Annotated in this window: 11 protein-coding genes; 6 read left to right on the plus strand and 5 right to left on the minus strand. The window is 66.1% G+C overall.

From position 1 onward, the window contains the following. Nucleotides 1-68: 68 nt before the first annotated feature. On the minus strand, nucleotides 69-755 hold the full coding sequence (locus PI990_RS02365; RefSeq protein ID WP_271659715.1) for a polysaccharide lyase family 7 protein: 687 nt from the start codon (nucleotides 753-755) through the stop codon (nucleotides 69-71). A gap of 509 nt (nucleotides 756-1,264) precedes the next feature. Here PI990_RS02365 and PI990_RS02370 point away from each other — a divergent pair. Beyond that, complete coding sequence (locus tag PI990_RS02370) at nucleotides 1,265-1,765, plus strand: YgjP-like metallopeptidase domain-containing protein (protein ID WP_184488445.1); 501 nt, start codon at nucleotides 1,265-1,267, stop codon at nucleotides 1,763-1,765. A gap of 246 nt (nucleotides 1,766-2,011) precedes the next feature. Further along, complete coding sequence (locus PI990_RS02375; RefSeq protein WP_271659716.1) at nucleotides 2,012-2,764, plus strand: substrate-binding periplasmic protein; 753 nt, start codon at nucleotides 2,012-2,014, stop codon at nucleotides 2,762-2,764. Nucleotides 2,765-2,770: 6 nt separating this feature from the next. Here the strand turns inward: PI990_RS02375 and PI990_RS02380 are convergent, their stop codons facing one another. After that, the gene (locus PI990_RS02380) at nucleotides 2,771-3,019 is read right to left on the minus strand and encodes a DUF1652 domain-containing protein (protein ID WP_021222602.1); all 249 of its coding nucleotides are present in this window, start codon (nucleotides 3,017-3,019) and stop codon (nucleotides 2,771-2,773) included. A 262-nt stretch (nucleotides 3,020-3,281) separates the two neighbouring features. On the opposite strand from PI990_RS02380, the gene PI990_RS02385 reads away from it, so the two are divergent. After that, nucleotides 3,282-4,055 carry an HDOD domain-containing protein gene (locus PI990_RS02385; RefSeq protein WP_271659717.1) on the plus strand — a complete coding sequence of 258 codons (774 nt, stop codon included), beginning with the start codon at nucleotides 3,282-3,284 and terminating at the stop codon, nucleotides 4,053-4,055. A gap of 190 nt (nucleotides 4,056-4,245) precedes the next feature. Continuing rightward, nucleotides 4,246-6,273 carry a methyl-accepting chemotaxis protein gene (locus tag PI990_RS02390; protein WP_271659718.1) on the plus strand — a complete coding sequence of 676 codons (2,028 nt, stop codon included), beginning with the start codon at nucleotides 4,246-4,248 and terminating at the stop codon, nucleotides 6,271-6,273. Between the two features lie 39 nt (nucleotides 6,274-6,312). Here PI990_RS02390 and PI990_RS02395 read toward each other — a convergent pair whose 3' ends face one another. Then, entirely contained in the window at nucleotides 6,313-6,546 is a 234-nt protein-coding gene (locus PI990_RS02395; RefSeq protein ID WP_271659719.1) for a DUF1127 domain-containing protein, read from the minus strand. A 185-nt stretch (nucleotides 6,547-6,731) separates the two neighbouring features. On the opposite strand from PI990_RS02395, the gene PI990_RS02400 reads away from it, so the two are divergent. Further along, a complete protein-coding gene (locus PI990_RS02400) occupies nucleotides 6,732-8,192 on the plus strand; it encodes an aminotransferase-like domain-containing protein (RefSeq protein WP_271659720.1) in 1,461 nt (486 codons plus the stop codon). Nucleotides 8,193-8,304: 112 nt separating this feature from the next. Next, nucleotides 8,305-8,754: an REP-associated tyrosine transposase gene (locus tag PI990_RS02405; protein ID WP_271659721.1), complete on the plus strand. Its 450-nt coding sequence runs from the start codon at nucleotides 8,305-8,307 to the stop codon at nucleotides 8,752-8,754. Nucleotides 8,755-8,833: 79 nt separating this feature from the next. On the opposite strand, the gene PI990_RS02410 is transcribed toward PI990_RS02405, so the two are convergent. Together PI990_RS02410 and yccS are read right to left on the minus strand one after the other, a co-directional pair. Then, nucleotides 8,834-9,778, minus strand: coding sequence for a transposase (locus PI990_RS02410; RefSeq protein ID WP_271657778.1), 945 nt, complete (start codon nucleotides 9,776-9,778; stop codon nucleotides 8,834-8,836). Nucleotides 9,779-10,046: 268 nt separating this feature from the next. Beyond that, nucleotides 10,047-12,224, minus strand: a complete 2,178-nt coding sequence (gene yccS / locus PI990_RS02415; RefSeq protein ID WP_271659722.1) for a YccS family putative transporter — start codon at nucleotides 12,222-12,224, stop codon at nucleotides 10,047-10,049. Nucleotides 12,225-12,276: the final 52 nt, after the last annotated feature.

Here is a 12,276-nt window from a genome sequence, read left to right on the forward strand (position 1 = left end):
GTAAACGGAAAGCCCCGCATTCGCGGGGCTTTCTGCTTTTCGGGGCCTGGAACCCACATGCTGTTTCCTTACTGGGCGGTGGTCGCCAGGGCCCGGTGTTCCAGCTTCAGGTTGTAGAAGGTGGCGCTGCCGGCTTCGCTGGCGTCGCCGACGTTGTCCTGGGCATAGACCCCGGCCTTGAAGTACAGCGGCTTGGGCGCCCAGCTGGAAGCCAGTTGCTGGGTGAACAGGGTGCTGTTGACCAGGATGCTCAGCTGCCCGGTGGGCGACATGTTGATGACGTAGGTGAAACGCTGGTTGAGCTTCACGCCGCTGAGCAGGGTGACCACTGCGCCGTCCTCGTCGGTGGGGGTGTTGCGCACCTTGGCGACGATGTTGCCGGTGCCGGTCTTGGTCTTGAACTGGTACTCCAGCTTGAGCAGGGGGCTGGTGCTGCCGTAGGCGTGGATCTGGCCGATGACGATCTTGCCCGTGGACGGGACCTGGCCGACCGCCAGGTTGGCGCTCATGTAGTTGTCGGCGGCGCCATAGGTCCAGTTGCGCAGCTTGCCGTCGGCGTAGGTCTCGCGCAGCTCGCTGCGCGGGTAGACGGCATTGGAGGTGGCGCTGCCGTTCACCGGGGTCCAGAAGAACAGGGTGCCGTTGGCCGCCTTGAAGTAGTTGTCCTGATAGCCACCCATCAGGGCGGGGGTTTCGATGGTCACCGAAGGGCTACCGACGGGGATGGTGAGGTTCCAGGTTCCGAGATCGATCATTTTGACTGAGTTCTCTAAGAGAACTTTCAGTCGGGTGCTATCTCATCCACGAGACGTAATCACTTACTGCGGCATCCGGCCAACTGCACACGAACTAAAAGTGAAAGCTAGGGAGTGGCAGGGGGCTGCCGTGTCCGTCCGAAGGCATTTACGCCGTCTCGCGGAACGCTTTATAGGGTTGCGCAAGCCCCTTGTTAATCACCGATCGTCGCCGTCGGGCCTGTCAAAAAGCCGTCTGGAACGGGCTTTGCCATCAAGGTGCAATCGCAAAAACTAACCGGATGGTTCATGTCCGGAATGCCGCCTTCAGGTGGAATGCGGCTTGCGCCGAATCATTGGCGTCATTTTTTTGTAAGCGCAGCGGCAGCCTCGTTTCGCTGGGGCCGGGCAGGGGCTTCGAGGGCATCCGATGAACGGTCGCCGGGCGCCTGCCGCTGCGCTGACAGGCTGCGTCGCATAGTGTCACCGGCGGTAGAATGTCGGCTTTCTTTCTGCCGCTTCGATCTGCCATGAACCCGCTTCGCTACATCCAGTCCTACCCCGCCCATTTGCAGGACCAGGTGCGCCTGATGGTCGAGCAGCGCCGCCTGGGCGACTACCTCGCCAAGCGCTACCCGGAGCGGCATGAGGTGCAGAGCGACAAGGCGCTCTACGGCTACACCAATGCCCTGCGCCAGGAGCACCTGCGCAACGCGCCGGCCATCGACAAGGTGATCTACGACAACAAGCTGGATATCGTGCAGAAGGCCCTCGGGCTGCACACCGCGATCTCCCGCGTGCAGGGCGGCAAGCTCAAGGCGAAGAAGGAGATCCGCGTGGCCTCGTTGTTCAAGGAGGCGGCGCCTGAGTTCCTGCGGATGATCGTGGTGCACGAGCTGGCGCACCTGCGCGAGCGCGACCACAACAAGGCCTTCTACCAGTTGTGTGAACACATGCTGCCGGGTTACCACCAGCTGGAGTTCGATCTGCGGCTCTACCTGATCTGGCGCGAGCTGGGCGAGGGGAATTGAGAGAGTAAGGAGGGAGGGGGTCATGCCCAACCCCAGCTGTGGAGGGCTGCAGGATAAGCGCAGTCCTGAGGCGGGCATGACGGGACCGACTATAGCCCCGGCTCCAGGGTGCATCTGTAGGCGGTGTCCCAAAGGCCCTGGCGAATGCTCCGGTCGGCCCTCCGCAGCCCCGCTTTGCCGGCTCACCTGGCGCAGAAAAAGCCTGCTAGGCTCAAGCCCCATTCCTGTCGTCGAGTATTCGCGGGCATGAGCCGCTACCTACGGATGCTGTGTCCAGTGCTGCTGTGCCTGGTGGTCGTGCCGTTCGCGTCGGCCCGCGAATGGCTGGCCGTGGGAGCCGAGTTCCCGCGCCTGTTCGGGCCGACCCTGGATGGCCGTTTCATCGGCCTCGGCCCTGATGTGTTGCGCGAGGTGGCGCAGCGCATGGGCGACACGGTGCGCTTCGAGGTCTACCCCTGGGCGCGGGCGCAGAAGATGGTGGCGCAGGGGCGCGCGGACATCCTGATCGGCCCCTACCGCACGCCGGAGCGCGAGCAGCGTTTCCTCTTCAGCCAGCACGCCTTCTATCGCGATCGCATCGTGTTCTATGCCCGTGATGGCGTGGATGTCGATTGGAAGGGGGACTACGCCACGCTGGCCGGCCGGCGTGTCGGCATCATCCGTGGCTGGACCTACGGCCCCCACTTCGACGAAGGCCGCGAGGCGATGGACCTGCACAGCATCGAGAGCGTCGACAACGCCCTGCGCATGCTGGTGCTGGGGCGCATCGACCTGCTGGCCAGCAACGAGCGCAACACCCGACCGCGCATCGAAGCCCTGGAGCGCGGCACCGTGCACCAGTTGCTCCCGATCATCGACATCCAGGATGGCTACTTCGCCTTCCCGCAGAGCGAGGACCACGCTGCCCTGCGTGCCGATTTCGACCGCGCCTTCGCCAGCCTGATCAGCGACGGCCGGCTGGATGAAATGGCGACCCGGCACGGCGTCACCATCCCCTGAGGCGGTTCAGGGGTGGGTGCGGATGAACTGCTCGTCGATATCGCGTTTCAGGCGTTGCACCAGGTGCAGCGCCTCGGCCTTGCCGCAGGTGGCGGAGAAGGGGATGCCGGCGGTCTCGAGGATGGTCTTGCGGGTGCGTTGGTCGTAGATCAGCACGTGCAGGCTGCGGTCGCTGTCCATGTGGCCGGAAAAGCCCAGGGGAAGTAGCTGCGTGCGCATGAAGTTCAGGGTCTTGGACAGTCGTTCGGTTTCCACGGAAGGGCCTCTGCGCATCGGAATGGGGAGCGGGATGGTGTTCGCCACTTGAGTGGAGCCTGGCGGCCCGGGTTCGGTTCCCCGCGCCCGCATGTCGCTCGTCGGCAGAGCGTCGCGGCACTGTTTGCCGACCTTGGCGATGGCTACACTGGCACAAGGCCATGTGGGGACTGTCGTGAGTACTGAAGAGTCGGGTTATTCGATCTATAGGCGTCTGGTTTCACAGTTGATGAGCGGTGAAGAGCAGCTCCCCAGCCTCCCCATGATCACCCTGGAAATTCGCCGCGTGCTGGCCAATCCGGATGCCAGCACCGCTACCCTGGCGCGGGTCATCAACAAGGACCCCGCCCTCAGCGCCACCCTGGTCAAGCACGCGGCGAGCACGCGCCTGCGCACCGCGCCGCCGCCCAAGACCCTGGATGATGTGATCCGCACCCTTGGCATGTTGGAGGTGGACCGCATCACCATGGTCCACAGCATCAAGAGCCTGTTCACCCTGCACAGCGCCGCGCACAAGAAGCTCTTCGTCGACACCTGGGGCCGCCTGGCCCGGCGCGGCAGCATCAGCGCCGTGCTCGCGCGGCTGATCGGCCACGCCTCGTCCGACCATGTGCTGCTGGCCAGCGTGCTCAGCGACATTGGCGCCCTGGCCATCCTCTCGGCGTTCAAGGATGCCCAGCAGATCCCATCCCCCGAGCTCTACACCCGCCTCTGCCGGGAATACGGCAAATCCCTCGGGGTGATCGTGCTGAAGAAGTGGTCGGTGGATGAAAGTTACATCTCCGTGGTGCGCAACCTGGGCGCCTGGGACGAGTCCTCCGGTCCGGGCGTCGAACTGGCCGACCTGATCAACCTTGGCCTGTTCCACGCCCTGCGTGATGCCGGCCCTACCGCTCTGCTGCCACCGCTGGTGGATCTTGTCGCCTATCGTAAGTTGCAGGCCCCCCTGAATGCCCTGGACCCCAGCGGCAATGGCCTGGCCCTCGTGGCCAGCCAGCGCGCCGAGATCCAGCGGGTGGAGTCGCTGCTTCAGTAGTCGCACCGTTCTGGTGCAATGCCTTCCCGTCGCAGGGCCGCTGCGGGGTTCCGCTGGCCGGAGTGCCTCGCCATGCGTCGTGCAGCACCCCGGGGTGCTGCCGGCGACAAAGGGGTAACCCCCAGGTTCGGCTTTTGCATGGGGCTTGTTTTCGGCCTCCTGGCCGATCCGGGTCCAATGAGGTGTCGTCATGACAGCATTACTCACGCCGGGCGTGCGTCTGCTCGAAGGGTTCAGCTTCGCGCGGAAATTCCAGCTGCTCTTCCTTCTGTTCATCCTGCCCCTGGGCTATGCCCTGTGGGTGATCACCACCTCCTACCTGGACCGCCTCGGCCTGGTGGAGGGCGAGCTCAGTGGCATGCGGGTGATCGCCACGCTGGCCGATGCCCAGCATGAGGTCGGCACCCAGCGTCTGCTGCTGGCCCGCTGGAAGGGCACCGAGGATGCCGCCAAGTCCCTGCTCGAGCAGCGCAGCGGCCGCCTGCAGGAAGCCCTGGCCAAGGTCGATGCACAGCTGAAGACGGAGCAGCTCGGCGAGCAGAGCCGCAAGCTGTTCGAGGAAGCCCGTTCGCGCAGCGAGCGCATCAGCTTCCAGGCCCTGGCGCCGCTGGCGCTGCCGGATGCACTGGAGCGTTTCCAGGACGTACTGCAGAGCCTGCAATCCTTGCGTGAGCAGGTGGCCACCGAGACCGGGCTGATCCTCGATCCGGGCATGGACACCTACCTGATGATGGAGCAGCTCACCTACGTGCAGCCGCGCGCCCAGGAGCTGCTCGGCAGTTTCGCCGCCAACGCCCATGGCGCGGTGGTGTCGCAGCACTTCACCCTGCAGAGCCGGGTCGCCGTGCGTGACCTGCGCCGTGCCCTGGATGACACCGAGCGGCAACTGCGCAAGGCCCAGGACGCCATCGCCCAGGCATCCGACGTCAATGCTGCGCTGGATGCCCCGTTCCGTCAGGCCGACCAGGCCATGAACGACTTCCTCGCCCGGGTCGACAAGGGCATGTTCGAGGCCAACCCCTTCACCCTTGGCACCGCCGAGTTCATCCAGCAGGTGGAGCGCCTCGACGGCCAACTGGTGGCCCTGCAACAGGCATTGACCGAGCGCTTCCAGGCGCGCCTGGGGGATTTCCGCACCCAGGCCCTGCGCAGCATGGTCCAGGTGATCGGTGGCTTCAGCCTGCTTACCCTGCTGGCCCTGTACATGCTGCTGTGCCTCAATGCGGCCATTCGCCGGGGTACCGCCGCCATCACCGAAGCCGCCGAAGGCCTGCGTGCCGGTGACCTGCGCGTGGCCGCCACCGTGCATGGCAGCGACGACCTGGCGCAGATCGCCGAAGCCCTGAACGCCGCGCTGGCGCAGCTGCGCAGTTCGCTGGAGGGCGTGAACCTCGAGAGCGGCCAACTGGGTGGCACCGTGCAGCAACTCAATGCCCAGGCCCAGGACACCCTCACCTCGGTGGAGCAGCAGCAGGGCCAGGTCAGCCAGATCGCCGCCGCCGCGCACCAGTTGGCGGCCACCGCCCAGAGCGTGGCCGAGAGTTGCGAGGGCGCCGCCCAGGATGCCCAGCAGACCCGCGAGATCGCCATGCAGAGCAACCAGCGCAGCGCCCGCACCGGGGCCAGCATGCGCGAGCTGAGCACGCGCCTGGGGGACACCGTCTCCTCGTTGCAGCAACTGCGCGACCAGGCCCAGCAGATCAACCGCGTGGTGGATGTGATCAAGGGCATCGCCGAGCAGACCAACCTGCTGGCGCTCAACGCCGCCATCGAAGCCGCGCGCGCGGGCGAGCAGGGCCGTGGTTTTGCCGTGGTCGCCGACGAGGTGCGCAGCCTGTCCCAGCGCACCCAGGACTCGACCAAGGAGATCGGCGACACCGTCGCCAGCCTGCAAGGGGTGGTCGGCCAGGCCGTGGCGTTGATGGAGGCCGCGTTCAAGCAGGCCGAGGGTGATGTGGGCAGTGTGCTGAGCATGGGCGACGACCTCTCCGGCATCGCCGATGCGGTACAGCGGGTCAGTGATCGCCTGGCGCAGATCGCCACCGCCGCCGAAGAACAGGCCGCCACGGCGGACGAGGTCAGCGGCAATATCCAGCAGGTGGACCAGGCTGCCAGCCTGTTGCTGCATGGTGCCCAGTCGGTGCAGGCCGCCGCCGAGCAACTGCATCGCGGCAGCCAGGCGCTGAACCAGAACACCGCGCGCTTCCGCCTGTCCTGATCGCCGGACAACCGGCCGCCTGCGGGCGGCCGGCCTTCCTCACAGCTTCCAGAACGGCTTCAGCGCCTCTTCCAGGGCCTGTTCGCGGGTCAGCCCGATATCGCGCAGCGCCTGCTCGTCCAGGTCCAGCAGCGCCTTGCGGGTGTGCAGGCGGCGCCAGAAGCGATGCCAGCGGCCGTCTTCGGCGAAGCTGGCATTGGCGCGGGCGCACAGGTGCTCCAGCTCCAGTTCTTTCCCGTGGAGGCTCAGCCGCGTATCGCTCAGGCCGTTCATGTCGTTCTCCTCATGCTGGGGTGCAGGTGTATGGAGAACATGATGAATGGGCGACGAAAAGCATTACAGATTCAAGCTGTGGATATTTTTTTCATACAGATTGCGCGGCTGCGCGTCTGAATCCACAATTTACCCGTCATCTGTACCGGTCTGTGCGCAACCCGCCCTGCGCAAGGGGAACTGTCATGAAGCTCTACACCCAGCTCGCCGAAACCCTCGCCGAGCGCATCGAGCAGGGCTACTACCGCCCTGGCGACCGCCTGCCCTCGGTGCGCGCCCTGAGCCAGGAGCACGGCGTCAGCCTCAGTACCGTGCAGCAGGCCTACCGCCTGCTGGAGGATGGCGGCCTCGCCGTGCCACGGCCGAAGTCCGGTTACTTCGTACCGCCCCGCCGCGAGGCCCCGGCGCTGCCGGCCATGACCCGCGCAGCGCAGCGCCCGGTGGACGTGTCGCAGTGGAGCGACGTGCTGGAGCTGGTCAAGCGCGGTGCCCGCGACGGCCTGGTGCAACTGGGCCGCGGCATGCCCGACGTCTCCAGCCCCACCTTGCGGCCGCTGCTGCGCAGCCTCGCGCAGGTCGCCCGGCGCCCGGACCTGGGGGGCCTCTACTACGACGCCATCCAGGGCTCGCTGCCGCTGCGCGAGCAGGTTTCGCGGCTGCTGGTGGATGCGGGCTGCCAGATTCCCGCGAGTGACCTGATCATCACCACCGGCTGCCACGAGGCGCTGTCCGCCTCCATCCGCGCCATCTGCCAGCCGGGCGACATAGTCGCGGTGGATTCGCCCAGCTTCCACGGCGCCATGCAGGCGCTGAAGGGCTTCGGCATGAAGGCCCTGGAACTGCCCACCGACCCGATCAACGGCATCAGTCTGGAGGCCCTGGAAATGGCCCTGGAGCAGTGGCCGATCAAGCTCATCCAGCTCACCCCCAACTGCAACAACCCCCTCGGCTACATCATGCCGGAGGCCCGTAAGCGCGCCCTGCTGACCCTGGCCCAACGCTACGACGTGGCGATCATCGAAGACGACGTCTACGGCGACCTGGCCTATCGCTACCCGCGCCCGCGCACCATCAAGTCCTTCGACGAGGATGGCCGCGTGCTGCTGTGCAGCTCCTTCTCCAAGACCGTGGCGCCGGGCATCCGCATCGGCTGGATCGCCCCCGGCCGCTACTTCGACCGGCTGCTGCACATGAAGTACATCTCCACCGGCGCCACCGCCACCCAGCCGCAGATCGCCCTGGCCGAATTCCTCGCCAGCGGCGCCTACGAGCCGCACGTGCGGCGCATGCGCAGCCAGTACCAGCACGGCCGCGACCAGATGATCGACTGGGTGATGAAGTACTTCCCCGAAGGCACCCGCGCCAGCCGGCCCCAGGGCGGCTTCATGCTTTGGGTGGAGCTGGACGAGGGCTTCGACACCCTGCGCCTGAACCGCGCCCTGCTCGACAAGGGCGTACAGATCGCCTCCGGCAGCCTGTTCTCCGCCTCCGGCAAGTACCGCAGCTGCCTGCGCATGAACTACTCGCGCAAGCCCGACGCCGAGCAGGAAGCCGCCGTACGCAAGGTGGGCGAGACGGTGAAGGCGTTGATGGCGGAGATGGCGGCGGAGACGGCCGTGGGAGCGAATTCATTCGCGATGCTTTGAACTCGGCGGTCTTCGGCTACCCATAGACCGGCGTTTTCCTAGGCACGCTCGCGCGGCCATGCTTGCCACCGCTGGTTAGAGTCCCTGCTTCCCATGGAAGGAGGGCAGGCTCATGGGCAGTCGCGATCTGCGCAAAGGGCGCGTTTCCGAACTCGGCAGGGTTTATCTCATCACTGCGACCACGGCCGAGCGGCGCCCGCTCTTCGCCGACTTTGCACGTGCCCGGTTGTTGGTCGACGAGCTGAGGCGCCTGGAGCAGAACAACCTGGCGCAGTCACTGGCCTGGGTGGTGATGCCCGATCATTTCCACTGGCTGATGCGGCTCAGCGGGCCAATGCCTTTGTCATCAGTGGTCAAGGCGCTGAAGGGCCGCACTGCAAGACGCCTGGGTCCGTTGCCGGACGCTGGAGGGAAGGTCTGGCAGCCGGGGTTCCATGACCGGGCGCTGAGGCACGAGGATGAATTGCTGCCGATTGCGCGCTATGTGGTCGCCAACCCGCTGAGGGCAGGGCTGGTGCAGCGCCTGGGTGATTACCCGCATTGGGACGCGGTGTGGCTGTGAGCGGGTGGCAGTCCTGCGGCCTGCTTCGCGAATGAATTCGCTCCCACGGGGCACCGTGTTTTCTGTGGGAGATTCTATGTCAACCAGCCGTAGCGTCCCGGTGTCGGTACGGCTGTTGGCTGGTCATCAGGGCAAAGGCGATTCTGGCCAGTTTCCGGGCGAGGATCGTTAGGGCCTCGGTCTTCTTCAAACCCCGCTGCAAATAAGCTTGATAGCGTTCCTTCCAGGCGGCTGTGCGACTGGCGGCCATGGCGGCGTTATGCAGTAGCCGTCGTATCTCCGGATCCCCCTGCTTGGTCAGCTTGCGCCGGCCGATGTAGCGCCCCGATTCCCTGACCCGGACATCCAGCCCGAGAAAGGCGATGAACGCATCGCTACTGCGGAAGGTGCCCCGCAGGAAGGCCAGGTTCAGCGCGGCAGCGGTGATCGGGCCAACCCCTTCGATCTCCTGGCAACGTTGTGCCTGCGCGCTCAAACCGGCCTCTTTCAGCGTGGATTGCAGCGCTGCGTTAAGCGTCCGCTCCAGGTCTTTCATCTGCTGCAGGACGGGCTTCAATGCCTCCGCCAATTGGCGATCCTGGGCGAAGCTCAGGCGCAGAGCCGTCGTTACTCGCACCAGGGTGGCGCGACGGTGCAACAGGGCCTGCAGCTTGCGGTACAGGCGGCTCGGCGGCGCCCAGGGGTGCAACTGCTTCTGTTCATGAGCCAGGTAGCGGGCCAGCAGACGGGCATCGCTCAGGTCGTTCTTGACCCGGCCACCGATGCCTTTGCGGTAGTTGCTCAGGCGGTAACCATCGATCACGTAGACCCTGTGGCCACGTTTGTGCGCCAGCGTGGCGACGGCAACGTGGTAGGTGTTGGTGGCTTCGATGGCCAGGCTGCAACCTGCAGGCAGGCTCTTGAGCCAGGTGGCGATAGCGTGCGGCTCATTGATGAGCTCTCTGGCCTGCTCCAGATCTGCTCGATACAGACTCAGACTGTCTTTAGCGACATCGATACCGATTACGGTGCTCTGCATTGTCATGACGAACTCCCAGGGCCAAGATGGAATGACCTGTCGGGGGCTCACGATGGCGCAGGCTTGCAGATATGGTCGGTCTCGGGGGCGGACCTGAGCCGATGGATTCCTTATCGGCGCTTGCAGTGAGGTGAGGGGCGGGAGAAATCTCCCACGGTCTGGCTTGCAGAAGCGATTTCGCTCCCTCCGCCCCCCGACAGGTTCCACCCTAGGACATACAAGCGAATTCATTCGCGATTGTCCGAGCGCAGGGTTCCTTGGGCGGCAGGGGCCCTCACTCCACCTTCTTCCCGCTCGCCAGGTGCGCGGCCAGGGTGCGCAGGGCGCCGAGCTGGCGGCAGATCAGGCTGAGCTCGGTCTGCACCAGGCGGGCGCGTTCGTCCATGTCCTCGGGCAGTTGCTCCAGTTCCTTGGCCAGGGCTTCTTCCGGGTCGCTGTGGATGGTCACCGGCTTGCGCGCGGCGAGGTCGGTGGCGATTTCTTCCAGGGCGGTGGCGATGCGTTCGGCAGCGTCGCCCAGCAGGTTGCCTTCCAGGGCCATGGGCTCGCTGGAGCGGTGGGCACCGAGGGCGGAGAGGTAGCTGAGCAGGGTGTGGGAGAGCACCAGGAAGCGGAAGCCGATGTCCGCTTCCTTACGGAAGTGCCCCGGCTCCATGAGCATGTTGGCCAGGGTCGTGGACAGCGCCGCGTCGGCGTTGTGGGCGTTGCGCCGGGCCAGGCGGTAGGCCAGGTCGTCGCGCTTGCCGCCGCTGTACTGCTGCACCAGTTGGCGCAGGTAGCGGGCGTTGCAGGCCAGGGTGTTGGCGACCACGCGGTGCAGGCCGCGGCCCTGCCAGTCGGGGAGGATGAAGATCACCGCCAGGGCGGCGATCAGGCTGCCCAGCAGGGTATCCACCAGGCGCGGCACGAACAGGCCGTAGCTGTCGCCGATCTGGTTGAAGCAGAACAGCACCATCAGGGTGATCGCCGCCGTCGCCAGGGTGTAGCGGGTGGCGCGGTTGGCGAAGAAGATCACCCCGGCGACCACGGCGAACAGCGATTGCACCAGGGCGCTGGGGAACAGGTCGAACAGCGCCCAGCCCAGGGCCAGGCCGATGACGGTGCCGATGATCCGCTGCACCAGCTTGCGCCGGGTGGCGCCGAAGTTGGGCTGGCAGACGAATACGGTGGTGAGCAGGATCCAGTAGCCCTGGCTGGGGTGGATCAGGTGCAGCACGCCGTAGCCGGTGGACAGGGCGATGGCCATGCGCAGGGCGTGGCGGAACACCAGGGAGGTGGGGGTGAAGTTCTGTTTGAGGCGCTCCCAGACGTCCTTCAGGCCCTTGGGCGATCGGTCCAGCAGGCTGCTGTCCTGGGCTTCGGCGAGGGCGTCGGGGTTGCTGGCGTCGGTCAGCAGGCGGTCGAGGGTGGAGAGGTTGCCGGCCAGGGCGTTGAGCGAGCGCAACAGGCCGCGCCAGGCCGGGTTGCTCTGGATGCGCAGGTGCTCCAGGGAGCGGTGCAGGTCGTCCAGGGCCTGGGTGCCGTCGTTGTAGTCGAAGGGCTGGCGCATCTGGATGGCCTGGCCCAGGGCCTGGCAGGCACCGCCCTGCTGGCGCAGCAGGCGCTGGCAGCGGAACAGCACGTCGCTGTGGAAGAAGGCCTCGGCCAGCTGGTTGTAGGGGTAGTGCGAGGAGCTGGCGCGCTCGTGGATGTCCTGGGCGAGGAAGTACAGCTTCAGGTAGCGGCTCACCTTGGGGCCGGGGCGGCCATTGCCGACGCGGTGCAGGATGATTTCCTTGGCCGCGTTCAGCGCCGCCACCACCTTGCCGTTCTGCTGCGCCAGTTCCAGGCGCTTGGCTTCCACGTCCAGCTCGCGCAGCGGCTCGAAGAGGTTGGCCTTGAGCTTGAGGTAGCGCCCCAGCTCGCGGTACAGCCGGGCCAGGCTCTGCTGCACCGGCTGGTGGGTGAACAGCGCCTGCCAGATCACCGAGAGCAGCCCGTACCAGGCCGCGCCGCCCACCAGCAGCGCCGGCTCGCGCCACAGGTCATGGCCGATGCCGTCACGCTGGTCGACGCCGATCATGCTGTAGATCGACAGGATCAGCGTCGCCGAGGCGATGGTGGCGTAGCGCTCGCCCAGGGCGCCGAGCATGGTCAGGCCGAAGGCCGCCAGCGCCAGGGCGGAGACGAACAGCCAGGGGTAGGGGAACAGCAGTTCCACCGAGAAGGAGGCGACGCTGAAGCAGCCCAGGGTCACCAGCAGGGCGTTGAGGCGGCCCTGCCAGCTGTCATCGGTTTCGGCCAGGGCGCTGGCGATGATGCCGAGGAACAGCGGGATCAGCAGGTCCATGCGGTCCTGCTGCCAGCAGAGCGCCATGCTCCCGGTGAGGGCGACGAACACCCGCAGGCTGTAGCTGAACTTGTCCTGGGCCCAGAGGCGGCGCAGGGAATGACGGAGCGAGGTCGATGACATGGCGGCCTTGTGGGCGTGCGTTCCAGGGGCTCGGCCCGCGCGGGTGTGCGGG

This window comes from Pseudomonas sp. TUM22785 (assembly GCF_028198105.1).
Classification (GTDB): Bacteria; Pseudomonadota; Gammaproteobacteria; order Pseudomonadales; family Pseudomonadaceae; genus Metapseudomonas; species Metapseudomonas solani.